Below are 17,624 nucleotides of genomic sequence, written 5' to 3' on the forward strand. Positions count from 1 at the left end.
TCGCGACCAGATGGCGGAGCGCGTTGCCCGCGATATCCCAGAGGGCGCCTATGTGAACCTCGGAATCGGCCTGCCCACGAAGATCTCCGACTACCTTCCGAGTGACCGCGAGGTCATTCTGCATACCGAAAACGGCATGCTCGGGATGGGACCGGCCGCCGTGGGCGACGAGATCGACCAGGACCTCATGAACGCGGGCAAGATCCCCGTAACCGAGCTGGCGGGGTCAAGCTTCTTTCATCACGCGGACTCGTTTGCGATGATGCGCGGGGGCCACCTCGACGTGTGCGTTCTCGGCGCGTTCCAGGTGTCGGAGACGGGCGATCTCGCCAACTGGCACACGGGTGCTCCCGACGCCATTCCGGCCGTTGGTGGAGCAATGGATCTGGCCACCGGCGCGAAGGATGTCTACGTGCTCATGGAGCTGACGACCAAGACGGGCACCTCCAAGCTCGTCAAGGAGCTCACCTACCCGGTTACGGGCATCGGATGCGTCACCCGGCTTTACACTGACCGTGCCGTCTTCGCCCTGGGCGCGGAGGGTGCGAGCGTCATCGAGACCTTCGGTGACACCACAATCGACGAGCTCCGGGAGCTCACCGGACTCGAACTGAAGGATGCACGCTGATGGGTAACAGCTACGTTTACGACGCGGTCCGCACGCCGTTCGGCCGCTACGGCAAGTCCCTTGCCGAGGTGCGCCCCGACGACCTTGGCGCCGTCGTCATGTCGTCGATCGTTGAGCGCAATGGCATCGACGCCGCAAAGATCGATGACATCGTGTTCGGCAACGCCAACGGTGCCGGCGAAGAAAACCGTAATGTCGCCAGGATGTCGGCGCTGCTGGCCGGGTTCCCGACCTCGGTTTCTGGCACGACAATTAACCGCCTCTGCGGTTCGGGAGTCGATGCCGTTATCCAGGCCAGCCGCGCCGTCGAGGTAGGGGACGCCGACCTCGTGCTCGCCGGCGGTGTCGAGTCGATGAGCCGGGCGCCGTGGGTGCTGCCCAAGCCTTCGCGCACCTTCCCTGCTGGCAACGAGACTCTCGTTTCCACCACGCTCGGCTGGCGCCTCGTCAACCCCAAGATGCCGAAGCAGTGGACGGTATCGCTGGGCGAGACCGCCGAGATCCTCGCGGAGCGCTACGACATTTCGCGCGAGGAACAGGACGAGTTTGCTGTGCGCAGCCACCGCAACGCCGCAGCCGCCTGGGATGCTGGCCGTTATGCAGAGGTCGTGCCGGTGCCCGGAGTCGATCTCGTTCGCGATGAGGGCATCCGCGCCGACTCGTCGGTCGAGGCGCTCGCTGGTCTCAAGCCTGCCTTCCGCAAGGAGAATGGCACGGTAACCGCAGGCAACTCCTCGCCGCTCAATGACGGCGCATCCGCTGTGCTCATCGGCGGCGAAAATGCGGTCCCCGGAGTCGAGCCTTTGGCGCGCATCACGGGCCGCGGCGTTTTTGCCAACGACCCCGACATCTTCGGAATCGCGCCCGTCGAGGCGGCCAACCGGGCTCTCGCCCGCGCCGGTCGCACCTGGGCAGACGTCGACCTGGTCGAGCTCAACGAGGCTTTCGCCGCGCAGAGCCTGGCCTGCCTCAAGCTGTGGCCCGAGCTTGACCCCGACAAGGTCAACGTCGACGGTGGAGCCATCGCGATCGGTCACCCGCTCGGAGCATCCGGCGGCCGCATCATCGGACACCTCGCCCACGCTCTGCGTCGCCGCGGCGGAGGAATCGGCGTTGCTGCGATCTGCATCGGCGTTGGCCAAGGCCTCGCCGTAGTCCTCGAGGCATAGGCACCACCGCCGTGGAGGGGAACTCGTCGATGGATGATGGCACCGCAGGCAGGGAGGCACCGAGCGCATCGGTGCAGTCCCTCGCCCGCGGTCTCGCCGTCATCCGTGCCTTCGACGGAGAGAACCCCGAAATGACTTTGAGTGAGGTGGCCCGGCGTACTGAGCTGAGCCGGGCCACCGCACGCCGTTTTCTGCACACCCTCGTCGAGCTCGGATATGTGCGCACTGACGGCAAAAACTTTGCTCTCACGGCGAGAGTGCTCGACCTCGGCTACAGCTACCTTTCCGGTTTGAGCCTGCCCGAGATCGCCCAGCCGCACCTGGAGCGGCTTGCGGCCGCGGTCCAGGAATCGACCTCGGCCTCTGTGCTCGACGGCACCGACATCGTCTATGTCGCCCGCGTGCCCACGAAGCGCATCATGAGCGTCGCCATCAGCATCGGAACACGCTTTCCGGCCTATGCCACCTCGATGGGACGCGTTCTGCTGGCTGCTCTGCCCGTCGCCGAAGCAACCGAGCGCATCGCGGGGGAGTCGCTATCCGCTCGCACCCCTGCCACGATCGTCTCGGCAGATGCCCTCACCAGGGAGTTGGAGAAGGTGCGAGCCTCCGGCTACGCCTTCATCGACCAGGAGCTCGAAGTGGGGCTTCGGTCGATGGCCGTAGCGATAACCGACGGGCGAGGGCGCACGATCGCGGCCATTAACGTTTCTGGTCACGCCGTCGAGAGCACGGCCGAGGCCTTTCGGGCTCGCGTGGCTGGCCCGTTGCGCGATGCCGCCCGCGCTATCGAGACCGATCTGCGGAGTGCAAAACCCGTGTCTAATCTGTTGGTCTCTGGCTAGATCTGCCGAGAGAGGCCGACCTGCGCATAGTCTTGTCGAGCATCCGTTCTCTGCGGGTGTCCGGGCGCCGGTACCGGCGCATCTCCGTCGAGGATTGCAATGCTCATCAAGATTTTGCGTCGCTATTTGGCGCCTCACCGGTCCCTGCTCATCGGGGTCGTAGTTTTCCAGCTGGCCCAGTCGCTTGCATCTCTTTACCTGCCAAGTCTTAACGCCGACATCATCGACAACGGGGTCGCCAGGGGCGACATCGGCTACATCTTTCGGCTCGGCGGCGTGATGCTGCTGGTCACCCTGCTGCAAGTGGCATGCGCCGTCACCGCCGTCTATTTCGGCGCCAAGGCCGCCATGGGTCTTGGCCGTGATCTGCGAGGAGCCGTGTTCGACAGGGTCGGCACGTTCTCGGAGCGTGAGGTCGCACAGTTCGGCGCGCCCTCGCTCATCACCCGCTCCACCAACGATGTGCAGCAGGTGCAGATGGTCGTGCTCATGACGTGCACGCTGTTCGTTTCTGCCCCCATCCTCGCGATCGGCGGAGTCATTATGGCTCTGCGGCAGGATGTGAGCCTCTCGTGGCTTATGGCCGTGAGCATCCCGATCCTGCTCGTTGCCATCAGCTTGATCATCGTGCGGATGCTGCCGCTGTTCCAGAAGATGCAAAAGCGAATCGATGTGGTCAACAGGGTGCTCCGCGAGCAGCTGACCGGCATACGGGTAGTGCGGGCGTTTGTGCGCGAAGACATGGAGACCCGCAGATTTGCCGACGCGAACCAGGAACTCACCGATGTCGCGCTGCAGGTCGGCCGTCTGTTCGCGCTGATGTTCCCCGTGGTGATGCTCGTCATGAATGTGTCGAGCGTCGCGGTCATCTGGTTCGGCGGGCTGCAAGTCGATGCCGGCACTCTTGAGGTGGGCACGCTCATGGCGTTTCTCCAGTACCTCATGCAGATCCTCATGGCGGTGATGATGGCGACCTTCATGGCGGTATTGCTGCCGAGGGGCGCGGTGAGCGCGGATCGCATTGGAGCGGTGCTCGACACCGAGTCGTCGGTTGTGCCGCCGACGGACGGAGTCGTCGAGCTTCCGCAGCAGGGAACGGTTGACCTGGTGGATGCGACGTTCGCCTACCCGGGTGCAGAGGAGCCGGTGCTGCGCAATGTTTCATTCTCCGTTGCCCCCGCAACCACGACGGCGATTATCGGGAGCACCGGATCTGGCAAAACGAGCCTCATTAACCTCTTGCCTCGACTTGTCGATGCGACCGGGGGAGAGGTGCTCGTCGACGGCGTCAATGTGCGTGATATCGAACCATCCGTTCTCTGGAGCCGCATTGGATTCATCCCTCAGCGGCCCTATCTCTTCTCTGGCACTGTGCGCAGCAACCTGCTCTATGGGCGACCGGATGCCACAGACGACGAGCTATGGCAGGCGCTGCGAATCGCGCAGGCCGAGCACTTTGTGCGCGAGATGGAGGGCGGAATCGATGCCCCCATCGCACAGGGCGGCACCAATGTGTCCGGCGGGCAGCGGCAGAGGCTCGCGATTGCCAGGGCGCTCGTCAAGCGAGCCGAAATCTACGTGTTCGACGACGCGTTTTCGGCGCTCGATACGGCCACGGATGCTCGGCTGCGGCTAGCGCTGCGACAGTCCATGGCCGATGCCACGATGATCATTGTCGCCCAGCGCGTTGCCACGATCGTGAATGCAGATCAGATCGTGGTGTTGGAGAACGGCGAGGTCGTGGGCATCGGCACGCATGCCGAGCTGCTGGAGTCGTCAGAAACCTATGCCGAGATTGTGTCGTCTCAGCTTGCAGCGGAGGAGGCGGCATGAGCAGCACGCAGGCGAGTGACGCGAGCGAGCCAGAAGAGGCCCCGGTTCGCCCTCCCGTCCGCCCCGCTCGGGGCCCTGGACCCATGGGCGGAGCGGGAATGCCCGTCGAGAAGTCCAAGAACTTTGGACCATCGGCGCGACGCCTCGTTGGTACCCTGCGGCCGGAGCTCGGGCGAATTGTCGGGGTCGTCATCCTCTCGATACTCAGTGTTGTGTTCACTGTGCTCGGGCCCCGGTTGCTGGGAGAGGGCACGAACCTCATCTTCGAGGGGTCGATCTCTAAGAATTTGCCGGAGGGCGCGACCAAGCAGCAGATCATCGACGGTCTTCGCGCGCAGGGTGATGACACCATGGCCGACCTCCTCAGCGGCATGCAGCTGACTCCCGGCCAGGGCATTGATTTTGGCGCCCTCAGCACGGTGTTGTTCTGGGTGCTGGCGCTGTACTGCCTCTCGTCGGTGTTCGGTTGGTTGCAGGCGCTTGTGCTCAACGTCGTCACGCAGCACACGGTCTATCGGCTGCGCGACGACGTAGAGAGCAAAATCAACAGGCTGCCGCTGAGCTACTTCGACCGCATGCCGAGGGGAGAGCTTCTCAGCCGGGTCACGAATGACATCGACAACATCTCGCAGACCCTCCAACAGACGCTGAGCCAGTTGCTGACCTCGCTTCTCACGGTGGTCGGCGTGCTCGTGATGATGTTCATCGTGTCGCCGCTGCTTGCCGTGATCTCACTCGTCACCATCCCGCTCACGATTGTTATCACCGCGACAATCGCCAAACGTTCTCAGCCGCTGTTTGTTGCGCAGTGGAAGCACACGGGCGAGCTCAACGCGCAGATCGAGGAGGCCTTCACTGGCCACGCCCTCGTCAAGGTGTTCGGGCGTCAGCATGAGGTGAGCGAGGTGTTCTCCGACAAAAACGAGGAGCTCTATCGCGCAAGCTTTGGTGCGCAGTTCGTCTCGGGCATCATCATGCCGTCGATGATGTTCGTGGGAAACCTCGTCTACGTGGTCATCGCCGTCGTGGGAGGGCTGCAGGTGGCATCGGGCAGCATGCGCATCGGCGACGTGCAGGCCTTCATCCAGTATTCGCGGCAGTTCACCCAACCGCTCACACAGCTCGGCAGCATGGCGAACCTCCTGCAGTCTGGCGTGGCATCGGCCGAGCGGGTGTTCGAGCTCATGGACGCGCCGGAACAGTCACCAGACCCTGCCGACCCCGTTGAGCCAGAAAAGACGGATGGTCGGCTCGTCTTTGACCATGTGAGCTTTAGCTACACCTCGGACCGGCCGCTCATCACCGATCTCACTCTCGATGTTGAGCCTGGCCACACGGTGGCGATTGTCGGCCCAACGGGCGCGGGCAAGACCACGCTCGTCAACCTCATCATGCGGTTCTACGAACTCGATTCCGGTCGCATCACGCTCGACGGTGTTGACATTGCCGCGATGACTCGGGATGCGCTGCGATCGCGCATGGGAATGGTGCTGCAGGACACGTGGCTCTTTGGGGGCACCATTCGCGAGAACATTGCCTACGGCCGGCCGGATGCCACGGAGGACGAGATCGTGGAGGCCGCGACGGCAACCTATGTCGATCGGTTTGTTCGCACCCTGCCCGATGGCTACGACACGGTGCTCGATGATGACGCGAGCAATGTGAGTGCGGGGGAGAAGCAACTGCTCACGATCGCGCGAGCGTTTCTTGCTCGCCCCAGTGTGCTGATTCTCGATGAGGCGACAAGCAGTGTCGATACCCGCACCGAAGTCCTCGTTCAAAAGGCGATGACAGCGCTGCGCTCAGATCGCACAAGCTTTGTCATTGCCCATCGACTGTCGACCATCCGCGACGCCGACCTGATCTTGGTGATGGAGCAGGGGGCGATTGTGGAGAAGGGAACGCATCAGCAGCTTCTCGATGCCGAGGGTGCCTACGCGCGGCTCTATGAGGCCCAGTTCGCAGGTCCGGTGAGCGAAGATCTCTAGCGGCGCTGTCTAGCCCGCGGTGTCGGACTTTTGCTGCACTTCGCCGCCGATGTTCAGCCCGCGCTGCAACTCTGCCGATGTGGTGTTGATGCTCTCAAGTTCGCTGGCGAGACGCTCGTACTCTGCGGCGCGCGCCGTTATGGAGTCGAACATCTCGTCGAGTTCGATTCCACGCTCGATCAGGCGGCTGCGAGCCCGGTCGAACGCCGAAGGGCTTGTGAAGAAACCAGACTCCGCGCGCTTGTTGAACGTGGCGATGTCGGAGTTGAGCTGCTCATAGCCCGACGTGTAGGCCTTGTAGTCGCTCTCGGTGGTCGTGCGGAGGGTCTCCATCTGAGACACGAGCGAGTCGGCCTGCTGCTGCAACTGAACGAAGACGGCGTTGGATGCCGAGTGCAGGTCAGTCACGACGCTGCGATCCTCAAAGTACTGGGCGTAGTGCTCTTCGAGTTCGGCAGAGATGCCGGTCGCCTCGGTTCCCACGATCGAATGCAGCTCGTTAGCGCGCTGGCCCGGTTCATTCCGGGCGTAGAAGGCCATCCGCTCCGCGAAGCGAGGGTCGTTGGTCAGGCGCTCGTACTCGGCATCGAGCAGCACGGCAAGGCGATCTTTCTCGTCATCATCCATGCGGTCCCACGCCGCGTGAAGCATCTCGTGCGCTGCGACGACCTCTTCGGTGCCGTCGAGCCGCTCGTCGACGACATCGAAGACGACGATGGTCTTGTCAGCGTGCAGGTAGCATCCGAGAATTCCAAAGGCCTGCTCGTCTTCGTCTTTGGGGCAGTCGCTGCTGAACTGCTCACCAGAGCTCACGGTGGGGCGGCTCGCATAGTAGAGAAAGCGCCCGTGGTCAGTGAGCTGTAAGCGCTCCACGTGGGAGGCGATAACGGCGTCCGGCTCGTACTGCCAGACGGTGACCTGGTCGATGAGGGGCTGTGGGTGCAGGGCGACCCACGAGCCTCCCGCAGCCAGGGCGGCAACGATGCCGAGCCCAATGAGGCTGGAGAGAAGACGGCGCCGCGGGCGTCGTGGTCGACGGAGAGCAGCGTCATCGTCGTTCACGATCACCACCGCAATTCCCCCTCTGTCTGGTCATCAAGATATCAGCCCCCGTGCGCGCGCAAGGCACTGCATGGTTGCGATTGCGAGACGATTCCGAGCCGACGCCGCCTTCGGAATACCTGCCGAGGATGCCCACCGCCGTCGTTTCACGGAGCAGGATAGAGATATGAGCATCTCATATCGCACCTTGGGAAAGTCTGGTCTTCGCGTGAGCACGATCGGGCTCGGCTGCAACAACTTCGGGAGGCCAGGAACCTTCACGGAGGGGCCAGAAGGCACGGCTCAGGTACTCGGTGCCGCGCTCGACTCGGGCATTAATCTGCTCGATACTGCGGACATCTATGGCTACTCATTTGGTCGAAGCGAAGAGTTCATGGGGGAGGCCCTAAAGGGGCGTCGAGACGAGGTCGTTCTTGCCACCAAGTTCGGGCACGCCGACTACGATTCGCCGATCACAAGCTGGGGGGCTAAGGCATCGAGACGGTATGTGCGGCAGGCCATCGAAGGATCGCTGCGGCGGCTGCAGACCGACTGGATCGACCTCTATCAGCTGCACACACCAGACCCCTTCACCCCCATCGAGGAGACGCTCGATGTCCTCGATGACCTGATCACGGAGGGCAAGGTTCGCTACATCGGTCACTCCAATTTGGCGGGCTGGCAGATCGCCGAAGCGGAGTTCGCGGCACAGATCGGGGGGCACCCGCATTTCGTCTCGGCCCAGAATGAATACAGCCTTCTGGCCAGGGGAGTTGAGAACGAGGTCCTCCCGGCGGTGAACGCTTTCGGCCTGGGTTTTCTGCCCTACTTTCCGCTCTACAACGGCCTGTTTACGGGCAAGTTCAGCCGCGCAGGAGGGCCGAGCGACAGCAGGATCATGCGCCAGCGCCCGCATCTTCTCGAGAACGCGCCGTGGGATGCGATGGAGGAATACGCTGCCCTGGTCGACTCGTGGGGCGTCACGATGCTCGAGGCAACGTTCGGATGGTTGTTGGCCCAGCCGGGGCTTGCCAGCGTGATCGCGGGAGCGACAACGCCAGACCAGATTCGCCAGAATGCTGCCGCGGCGACGGCCTTCACGCCGACCGCCGATCAGGCGGAGCAGATCTCGCAGATTTTCACAGACCCGCGGTAACGGCGTGGGCTGTGCCGCAGGGTGCACCGGCGATTCTCCGCATAGGCTTAGCGAGTGGAGCGCGACGCCGAAGATACGATCCTTCGTTCACCGCGCCCGATTGCGCCGCTGCCGGAGCTTGACGATGCTGACACGATTATCCGTGAGCGTACGGCGCCAGAGCTGATCGGCCCGCCCCCTGTGGCAGCCCCCGCCCCCAGCTTCTCGCCCCCTGTGTCAGCCCCCAGCCACTACCGCTTCGTCGTCAATACCCACGAGGCGATCGGGCTGGACCGGCCGGCGAGAATCGGCCGCAAGCCCGTTCAGCCGCGCATCCTTCCCGAGATCCGAGCGCGCCTCGTGCGGGTGCCGTCCCCGCTGAACGAGGTGTCGTCGACCCATATCGAAATGCGACAGAACGGCACGACCGTTGTTGTCACTGACCTCATGTCGACCAACGGGACTACGGTTATCGTTCCCGGGTCGGCTCCGCGACGGCTGCGACCGGGCGAAACGTTCGTGATCTCACCCGGAACGGTCATCGACATCGGCGATGGCAATCGCATTGAACTTCTTCCCCTGCAGCGCCCCGGCGTCGCATCCGCCACCCCCGACGCAAGGCTCAAGCAATGACTGAGATTGGCCAGACCACCGGCACCGTCACCGTGACCCTGCCCGACCGCTCGGGCGACTCCGTCACCCTCGGCTGGGCGGCCGCAACCGACACCGGTCGGCGCCGGGCCCATAACGAAGACAGCTACGTCGTCGATGTGCCGATGTTTGCCGTTGCCGACGGAATGGGGGGCCATTCGGCGGGCGACCGGGCGAGCGCGGCGGTAGTCGAGCGCCTCGCCGAGGTAGCCGACGGCGGTTTTGGCAAACGGCGGGATGTCGAGGCGGCGCTTAAGCGCGCCACCAAGGACATTTCGCACGTCGTTGACCCCGAGCATCGCGGAGTCGGCACCACCGTGACGGGGGCGCTTCTGGCCCTTGTGGATGGCCAGGCGGGGTGGACCATCTTCAACGTCGGCGACTCCCGCACCTACCTGTTCCAGGACGACGTGTTCGAGCAGGTGACCATCGACCACTCGGTGGTTCAGGAGCTTGTCGACGCTGGCTTGCTCGACGCTGCCGACGCCGAGAGCCACCCCGATAGCAACATCATCACGCGCGCCGTGGGATTCAATGCCGCACCAGTGCCCGACTTTTGGCGCATTAGATTGCACACCGGAATGCGGCTATTGCTCTGCTCGGACGGGCTCACAAAAGAGGTGGATGATGCGACCATCGGCCGCCAGGTGAGGTCGATCGCCGATCGGGAGGTGCTGGTCGAAACGCTCGTGGGGCTGGCGCTTGAGGCGGGAGGGCGCGACAACGTGACCGTCGTCGTCGTTGATGTCATCGATGCCCCCGGCGGTGCTGCGAGCGACTCGGGGTCGGAAACCGATGACGTCGAGGCAGATTCGGACGACGACGAAGACTTCGAGGATGATTCCCTTGACGAGGATCATGACGACACGATTCCCCGATCGGGTTCCGCGCCGACAGGCTAATCATTATCCACCCCCGAACGGGGGTGGAAATGCCGTTCTGATCGGGGGTTCCTACCCCGCCCGCCCGGCACCCCTCACCTAGAATGAAAGCTCGTCGGGCCAAGCCGCGGCGCACACTTCGGTAGATCACATTCAGCAAGGGGGGCTCAATGGCGCGACGACTGCCATCGCAACCTCCCGTGTTGCCGGGGTTCAATCATTTGCACGTTCTGGGATCCGGAGGGTTCGCCGACGTGTTTCTGTATGAGCAGAACATGCCGCGCCGTCAGGTGGCGGTCAAGGTGCTGCTCAGCGAGGTCGTCAACGACCATGTTCGCCAGATGTTTCAAGCCGAGGCCAACCTCATGGCCCAGCTCAGTTCGCATCCCTCGATTCTCACCGTCTATCAGGCGAGCGTCTCTGCCGATGGTCGGCCCTACCTCGTAATGGAGATGTGTTCCTCAGCGCTGAGCGAGCGCTATCGCCGTGAGGCGATTCCCGTGGGCGAGGTGCTGCGCATCGCCGTGCGAATCGGCAGCGCGATCGAGACCGCGCATAGGGCTGGGGTCTTGCACCGTGACATCAAGCCGTCGAATATCTTGCTTACGGCATACGGGCATCCCGTGCTCTCCGACTTTGGCATCGCTGCGACTGTCGCCGGCGGCGACGCCGACGAGGCCGTGGGAATGTCTATTCCGTGGTCGGCGCCAGAGATCTTGCTCGGTGAGAATTCCGGAAGCGTAGCGGCAGAGGTGTGGTCGTTCGCGGCGACCGTCTACTCGCTCCTCGCGGGGCGCTCACCGTTTGAGGTGCAGGGAAAACCCAATAAAAGCGCAGACCTCATCGGGCGCATCAGCAAGGCCCGCCCCCAGCCCATTGCGAGGCCCGATGTTTCGGCTGGGCTTGAAAACGTGCTGGCCAAAGCCATGTCGCGCAATCCCGCCGAGCGCCCGGCGTCTGTGCTCGAACTGGTCAATCAGCTTCAGTCGATCGAGTCGGAGCTGGGGCTGCCGCAGACGCCCATCGAGGTCGCGATGGACGATTGGGCCCTCGGCTCCGTCTCCGACCTCGAAGATCGCACGCAGGTGAGGGCCATCGCGGCGGCCGATAGCTCGCCGCGTCCCAAGCGACGCCGCAGGCGCCCGGTCGGCGGTATCACGGGAGAGTCGGTCGCCGAGCACGCTCTGCAGGTCGGAAGCGTCAGCTCCGCAACTGGTCGGCCCTCCGGCCCGACCAAAACCATCGCCTGGATCCTGGTGGTTGTCGCTGGCCTCGTCATCGCTCTCGCGGGGACCGCCGTCTATGTTCTGATTAGATCCAATTCGTCGATTCCCACGGTGTCGAATATTCAGGCGGCACAGACTCCCGGCGGCATTGAGTTCACGTGGTCGGACCCCGGGCTTCTCGACGGCGATTCGTACCAGATCGAGACCTCCGATGGCGAGCGCAGCGTTCAGCTCGCCCCCACCTTCACGGTGTCGGGGGAGTCTGGCGAAGATGCGTGCATCACAGTCAAGGTCAACCGGTCCGGCGTCGTCGGGCCGGCAAGCAACGAGAAATGCGCCGCGATCAGGCCATGAACGTCATAGGGGAGTCTGGCCGCGGCGCGTCAATCGCGCGGCGCTGGCTTTCGCGCCATGTATCTACCGTCATTACGGCGACCAGTCTCGTCGTAATCGCGGCACTCATCGCCACTGTCGCCATTGTTTCCGATGGCTACACGGCGCAGCGCATGGATCTCGACGACGCCGCCGTATGGGTCGCCAACGGCGAAAACCAGGTTATCGGGCGCGCCAACACCGAAATCCTGGAGTTCAACACGGTTGTCGCAAGTGACGGAAGCGATCTTGACGTGGTGCAGCAGGGGCGCTCTGTACTGCTGCTCGACCGAGCGAACACCCGTTTGGACGTAGTGGACGCGGCAACCTCGAGCGTGATCGACAGCGTGGCGCTGCCCACCGACAACCCTCGGGTATATCTCTCGGCGGGGACGGCAATCATCCACGCAGAGGGCACGGGCGAAGTATGGATCTTGTCCGAAAGCGACCTGGGCGGCTTTGACGCCTCGGCTGAGGCGACCTTGAGCCTGGGGCCGGGGTCTGTTGTTGCCGTCTCTGAGACGGGCATCCTCTTTGCCTACTCTCCCGAGACGAGCCAGTTGCACCGCATCGAACCGAATCTTGGTGCCGCCGCGACGGGCGCGGGGGCCGAGAGCACCACCATTGACGTAGGGTCAACGGACGATGCGTTTCACATAACCGCCGTCGGTAATCGGCCCGTCATTTTCAACAGTGATTCCCGGGAGCTGTGGCTCGACGGTGCTCGGGCCGATCTTTCCGCGGTCATAGGGTCTGGTTCAACGGCAACTCTGCAGCAGCCGGGGCCATCTTCCGGTCGCGTCTTCGTGTCGTGGGACGGCGGAGTTGCCGACGTGACCTTTGACGGCACCGTCACCGCGAGGGTCGACGGCCGCACGGGCAGCCCAGCTGCCCCGGTTGTCGTCGATGGCTGCGCTTTCGCCGCCTGGACCGACGGGACAGCATGGCGCTCCTGCCGTTCTCAGGAGCCGACCGAGTTCGCTTTGGCGAGCGCTGGCTCCGCCGTGAGCAGGTTGGTGTTCGCAGTCAACGGTGCCCGCGTGCTGCTCAACGACCCGGTCGCCGGCGCGACCTGGGCCGTGCAGAACAGCGGCGAGCTCATTGATAACTGGGACGACCTCATCCTCGTCGAGCAGGACGACGAGCAGGTGGAGCAGAGCGATGCGGATGCCCCTCCGGAGTATGAGAAGGCACAGTTGCCGCCCGTCGCGGTCGATGACGTGTTCGGGGCTCGCCCGGGCCGGGCGACCATCCTTCCCCTTCTGCTCAACGACTTCGACCCCAATGGCGACGTTCTCATGGTTACCGAGATCGGTGCCATCGACGAGACCTTCGGGCACCTCGACGTTGTGCGCGATGGCCAGCAGGTGCAGATCACACTCACGCCGACGGCACAGGGCTCGGCGTCGTTCCCCTACACAATTACCGATGGACGCGGCGGATCGGCATCGGCCGTGGTCCGGGTCGATGTGCGGAGTCCTGAAGAGAACTCTCCCCCTGAGCAGGTTCGGCAATCGCGCACTCTCGTGGCCCAGGGCGGTCGGGTGACTACCAATGTTCTTGCCGACTTCGTCGACCCCGACGGTGATGCGTTTTATCTCACGGCGGCATCCGTAGCCAAGCCCGACCTCGTGAGCTACAAACCGGGCGGCGAGGTGGTCTTTCAAGAGGGAGGATCCCCGGCTGCTCTGCGGTCAGTCGGCCTCACCGTTTCTGACGGCACTTCCAGCGGATCAGGCGCGCTGTCCATCACAGTGAGCCCGGCGGGTGAAGTGCCGATTATCGCAGAGCCGTTCGCTGTCACAAGCTATGCAGGCAGCGAGGTGCGCATCTCGCCCCTTTCGCATGTCAGGGGAGGAACCGGTCAGATTCGACTGAGCGCTGTGCCATCCCGGACGGGCGCGACGATCACTCCGAACTTCGAGGCAGGGACCTTCCGGTTTGTGAGCGATCAGGTTCGGTCGTTCTCTGTCGAATACGTGGTCACCGACGGCAGCCAGACGGCGACGGGCATCGTGCGTGTTGAGGTCAAGGCGCCGCCGGATGCCAACAGCATCCCCATTACGACCCCCAAGACGGTGTTTATCAAGACGCTGAGCAGCGAGACCGTTAATGTCGCTGCGCTTGACACCGACCCCGCAGGGGGAGTGCTGATGGTTCTGGGAGTCTCCAACGACACAGCGCCGGCGGTGACGGCCGAGGTTCTGGAACAGAAGTCGATCAGGCTCTCGTTGATCGCGCCGCTCGAATCCGGCTCCGCAACTCTCACCTACCGAATCACCAATGGGCTTGCCACCGCGATCGGCACGATCACGGTCATTGAGATTCCGCATCCTCTGACGCTGCAGGCTCCCGTGGCGACGGACGACACCGTGACGGTTCGAGTGGGCGACACGATCGACATCCCTGTTCTCGCCAATGACCTGCACCCCGACGGCGAGATCATCACGCTCAACCCCACCCTCGTCAAAAATGTTGAGAATGCAGGCCTGCTCTTTGCCTCAGGCGAGCGCCTGCGCTATCTCGCCCCCACTATCACGGGCAACTTCACGGCGATCTACGAGATCGTCGGGCCCGACGGGCAGACGGCGCAGGCACAGGTGCGCATTGCCGTGCGCGAGGTGGTCGAGGCGACCAATAAACCTCCGACGCCGGGCACCGTCACCGCTCGTGTGGTTGCTGGCGGCACCGTCATGATCAGGGTGCCCCTCACCGGGATAGACCCCGACGGCGACTCAGTGCAGTTGCTGGGCCAAGAGAGCAACCCTGGGAAGGGTGCGGTCACCGAGGTGGGCACCGACTTCATCGAGTACGAGGCGGGGGGCTACTCTGCTGGCACCGATACCTTCACCTACACGGTTATGGATAGCCTCGGCGCTCGGGCGACCGGTCGCGTGCGGGTCGGAATCGCCCCGCCCCTCGACGAGGTTCGAAACCCCGTCGCCACGGCAGATGCGGTGACGACCCGTCCTGGCGGATCCATCTCGATACAGGTTCTTGCCAACGACATCGACCCTGACGGGGGATCCCTCACGGTCGTAGAGGTCGACCCCAACCCCGGGGTAACGGCAGAGATCGTCGGCGATGTCGTTGTCGTCACGCCCCCTGTCGATGCAGGGAGCTACGGCCTTGTGTACACGATTGAAAACGAAGTCGGGGGCAGAAGCTCCAACTTCATCACGGTGACGGTGGATCCGGATGCCCCGCTCGCACACCCTCTCGCGGCCGATACGGTACTCACCCTCTCCGACATCCTCGATCGCGAGACGGTCACGGTTGATGTGCTGCAGAACGTGTTCTTCGCCGACGGACCTGTCGACACTCTGCGTCTGCGACTGGTCGACGGATACAAGGAGAATGCCTCGATCACGGCACGCAACAGCATCACGGTGACCGTGGGGGAGCGAAGCCAAATCATCCCCTTCGCCGTCGAGCATCCCGACGACAGCTCCGTTGTGTCGTATGCGTTCATCCGCGTGCCTGGCCTGGCCGATGCGCTACCCCAGCTCGATCGACGGGCGAAGCCGCTCACGGTAACGAGTGAGTCGCGCCTGGTGATCGACCTGAACGACTATGTCATTGCGGTGGGGGGCAAGCAGGTTCAGCTCACCGATACGTCGACCGTGCGAGCGACCAATGCCAACGGCGACAGCCTCGTCGTCGACTCAGACACGCTGGCGTTCACATCGGCAGACAAGTATTTCGGGCCAGCATCGATTTCGTTCGAGGTCACCGATGGCGCATCCGCCACGGCGACTGGGGCACGGACCGCAACGCTTGTGCTGCCCATCAAGGTGACTCCCCGCGAGAACCAGCCGCCCGTCTTTGCCGGCGGAACGATCGAATTCGAGCCAGCAGAGGAGAAGGTCCTCGACCTTCTCAAGCTCACGAACTATCCGCACCCCGACGATTTCGACGAGCTCGTCTACCGGGTCTTGGAGCCGCTCCCCACGGGATTTAGCTACACGCTGAGCGGCAGCACCCTCACCCTTCGGGCCAATGCTGATTCGGCCAAGGGCACCCAGACGGCGATTGCCCTGGGAGTGCGCGACGACCTCAGCGACGGCCAGGCCGGCAAGATCTCGCTGCGGGTCGTCAGCTCCAGCAGGCCGCTTGCTCGCCCCGCCGCCGACACCGCGACGACGCCGCGAGGCAAGTCAACGATCATCGACGTGCTCGCCAACGATCAAGCAACCAATCCGTTCCCCGGCCAGCCGCTTGAAGTCGTCGATATCCGCGGACTCGACGGAGGCAGCCTGCCCGCTGGCGTCTCGGTCGTGCCCAGCGCCGATCGCAGCAGGCTCACCGTCACCGTCGCTCCCAACGCCGAGCCCGTTGATGCTCAACTCCAATACCAGGTTGCCGATGCGACGGGCGACCCTGATCGTTTCGTATGGGGCAGCATCACCGTTTCGGTTCAGGATGTTCCTGACGCGCCCGTCGCACCGACCCGCGTTGGCGGTCACGTCAATGGAGAGCTGACCCTGCGCATAACCCCGCCAGCCTTCAACAACTCGGCCATTACGGGCTACGAAGTCGTGTCGTCGAGCAACGGTGGCTACCGCAAGAACTGCGGCCTCGATCAGCTCTGCGTGCTCACTGACCTGCAGGTCGGGCGATCGTACGAATTCCAGGTCATCGCGACCAATGCCATCGGCCCTTCCGCGGCAGGCTCGTCGAGCGTGGCGCTGAGGGTCGATTACCTACCCGCTGCCCCCACCGGGGTGACGGCCCGCGCCTCGACCACGACCGAGGCCGAGCTCGTGATCGGATGGGATCGCACCCCCAACCCCTCGCCGGGAACCCCCGTCGTGGGGTACACGGTGAGGATTTCCGGGCCGGGTTTTGGCCAGACCGACATCACCACGGCATCAACTAGCCTCACCACGAGCGTCGGCGGGCTGATACAGGCCGGCCAGAATTACAGCGTCACGGTGTTCTCTCGCAACTCGGCGCAGGCCAGCGCCGACGAATGGAACTCCAGTAGCGCTGTTGCCGTCACGGCGGTCGGTTCGCCGCTGCCTGTTGCGGTCTCCGCATCAGTCACGGGCTCCGACGGAAGCATTCGCGTGAGCTGGCAGGGCGGCGGCTGGAACGGAGCTCCCTCTGGCAACTACTCGGTCGCGAGATTCATCGGAGACTCACCTCCCTCGACGTGCGCCACTGGCGTGCACCCCGGTGCTATCCCGGGCAGTGGCACGAGCGGGTGGGTCGACACCTCGACGACGGATGGGATCGCCTACGTCTACGCCGTCTACTCCGATAACGGTCTGTTCTGTTCCGTGAGCGTTTCTGCCCCCGTCGAATCGAAGCGGCCCCCCGGCCGTGCCTCGGCGACGCTCGATGTCGTTCACCAGGCGGACGGCTATTTCGATCTGCGCGTCAGCGGGCTGCGGGCGACTGGCCACCCCGTTCGTTACGAGTATGCGATCGGGGCAGACGCGCTATGGCGTCCCGTCGTCGACAACCAGTTCGTCACTTCTCCCGCTAGCAGCGGGGTGTACGGCCAATCGGTCACCGTGCAGGTAAGGGCGTGTCGGGATGCTGGCCAAGACCTCTGCGGCGCCCCGTCTGCGGCCATCTCGGCCATGCCGGTCGCGACGCGTGCCAGCGTGATCGCCTGCACGGCGGGGGAGCCGTTCGTGCCCATCGCGCCGCCTAATAACGGCGCGGGACTCACGGTCACCTACGCGGTGGACTACGCCATCGGCGGAGTATTCGGCGGAATGTTCGTGGGGCACACCGCGGGTCAGAGCGCACCTCCCCTCGCCACGGGCCTCAGAATTAAAGCGACTGTCAGCGACGGAACAAACACCTACCAGGACCCCCTGTACGCGGAGATCCCATGTTCATAA

At 63.8% G+C, this 17,624-nt stretch carries 11 protein-coding genes; 10 read left to right on the top strand and 1 reads right to left on the bottom strand.

Annotated elements, in window-relative coordinates:
* Positions 1 to 10 precede the first annotated feature (10 nt).
* From C2138_RS04095 to C2138_RS04115, 5 genes are all read left to right on the top strand, one after another.
* The gene (locus C2138_RS04095; protein ID WP_108518776.1) at positions 11 to 628 is read left to right on the top strand and encodes a 3-oxoacid CoA-transferase subunit B; all 618 of its coding nucleotides are present in this window, start codon (positions 11 to 13) and stop codon (positions 626 to 628) included.
* Positions 628 to 1,797 (top strand): thiolase family protein, encoded by a 1,170-nt coding sequence (locus C2138_RS04100; RefSeq protein ID WP_108515755.1) that lies wholly within the window; start codon positions 628 to 630, stop codon positions 1,795 to 1,797. Before C2138_RS04095 ends, C2138_RS04100 begins: the two co-directional genes overlap by 1 nt.
* A 29-nt stretch (positions 1,798 to 1,826) precedes the next feature.
* The gene (locus tag C2138_RS04105; protein ID WP_108515757.1) at positions 1,827 to 2,642 is read left to right on the top strand and encodes an IclR family transcriptional regulator domain-containing protein; all 816 of its coding nucleotides are present in this window, start codon (positions 1,827 to 1,829) and stop codon (positions 2,640 to 2,642) included.
* 99 nt (positions 2,643 to 2,741) lie between these two features.
* Complete coding sequence (locus C2138_RS04110) at positions 2,742 to 4,475, top strand: ABC transporter ATP-binding protein (protein ID WP_108515759.1); 1,734 nt, start codon at positions 2,742 to 2,744, stop codon at positions 4,473 to 4,475.
* On the top strand, positions 4,472 to 6,463 hold the full coding sequence (locus C2138_RS04115; RefSeq protein WP_108515761.1) for an ABC transporter ATP-binding protein: 1,992 nt from the start codon (positions 4,472 to 4,474) through the stop codon (positions 6,461 to 6,463). Before C2138_RS04110 ends, C2138_RS04115 begins: the two co-directional genes overlap by 4 nt.
* Before the next feature lie 9 nt (positions 6,464 to 6,472).
* Here C2138_RS04115 and C2138_RS04120 read toward each other — a convergent pair whose 3' ends face one another.
* Entirely contained in the window at positions 6,473 to 7,525 is a 1,053-nt protein-coding gene (locus C2138_RS04120; RefSeq protein WP_159078135.1) for a hypothetical protein, read from the bottom strand.
* A gap of 166 nt (positions 7,526 to 7,691) precedes the next feature.
* On the opposite strand from C2138_RS04120, the gene C2138_RS04125 reads away from it, so the two are divergent.
* From C2138_RS04125 to C2138_RS04145, 5 genes are all read left to right on the top strand, one after another.
* Positions 7,692 to 8,660, top strand: coding sequence for an aldo/keto reductase (locus C2138_RS04125; protein WP_108515764.1), 969 nt, complete (start codon positions 7,692 to 7,694; stop codon positions 8,658 to 8,660).
* Between the two features lie 54 nt (positions 8,661 to 8,714).
* Positions 8,715 to 9,272 carry an FHA domain-containing protein gene (locus C2138_RS04130; protein ID WP_108515766.1) on the top strand — a complete coding sequence of 186 codons (558 nt, stop codon included), beginning with the start codon at positions 8,715 to 8,717 and terminating at the stop codon, positions 9,270 to 9,272.
* The gene (locus tag C2138_RS04135) at positions 9,269 to 10,192 is read left to right on the top strand and encodes a PP2C family protein-serine/threonine phosphatase (RefSeq protein WP_108515768.1); all 924 of its coding nucleotides are present in this window, start codon (positions 9,269 to 9,271) and stop codon (positions 10,190 to 10,192) included. The genes C2138_RS04130 and C2138_RS04135 overlap by 4 nt, the downstream gene beginning before the upstream one ends.
* A 149-nt stretch (positions 10,193 to 10,341) precedes the next feature.
* On the top strand, positions 10,342 to 11,751 hold the full coding sequence (locus C2138_RS04140; RefSeq protein ID WP_108515770.1) for a serine/threonine-protein kinase: 1,410 nt from the start codon (positions 10,342 to 10,344) through the stop codon (positions 11,749 to 11,751).
* A complete protein-coding gene (locus C2138_RS04145; RefSeq protein ID WP_108515772.1) occupies positions 11,730 to 17,624 on the top strand; it encodes an Ig-like domain-containing protein in 5,895 nt (1,964 codons plus the stop codon). The genes C2138_RS04140 and C2138_RS04145 overlap by 22 nt, the downstream gene beginning before the upstream one ends.

This window comes from Salinibacterium hongtaonis, from assembly GCF_003065485.1.
GTDB classification, from domain to species: Bacteria; Actinomycetota; Actinomycetes; order Actinomycetales; family Microbacteriaceae; genus Homoserinimonas; species Homoserinimonas hongtaonis.

Coding starts and splice junctions, on each gene's coding strand:
- C2138_RS04095 (WP_108518776.1), top strand. CDS start 11: ATGGCGGAGCGCGTTGCCCGCGATATCCCAGAGGGCGCCTATGTGAAC.
- C2138_RS04100 (WP_108515755.1), top strand. CDS start 628: ATGGGTAACAGCTACGTTTACGACGCGGTCCGCACGCCGTTCGGCCGC.
- C2138_RS04105 (WP_108515757.1), top strand. CDS start 1,827: ATGGATGATGGCACCGCAGGCAGGGAGGCACCGAGCGCATCGGTGCAG.
- C2138_RS04110 (WP_108515759.1), top strand. CDS start 2,742: ATGCTCATCAAGATTTTGCGTCGCTATTTGGCGCCTCACCGGTCCCTG.
- C2138_RS04115 (WP_108515761.1), top strand. CDS start 4,472: ATGAGCAGCACGCAGGCGAGTGACGCGAGCGAGCCAGAAGAGGCCCCG.
- C2138_RS04125 (WP_108515764.1), top strand. CDS start 7,692: ATGAGCATCTCATATCGCACCTTGGGAAAGTCTGGTCTTCGCGTGAGC.
- C2138_RS04135 (WP_108515768.1), top strand. CDS start 9,269: ATGACTGAGATTGGCCAGACCACCGGCACCGTCACCGTGACCCTGCCC.
- C2138_RS04140 (WP_108515770.1), top strand. CDS start 10,342: ATGGCGCGACGACTGCCATCGCAACCTCCCGTGTTGCCGGGGTTCAAT.
- C2138_RS04145 (WP_108515772.1), top strand. CDS start 11,730: ATGCGCCGCGATCAGGCCATGAACGTCATAGGGGAGTCTGGCCGCGGC.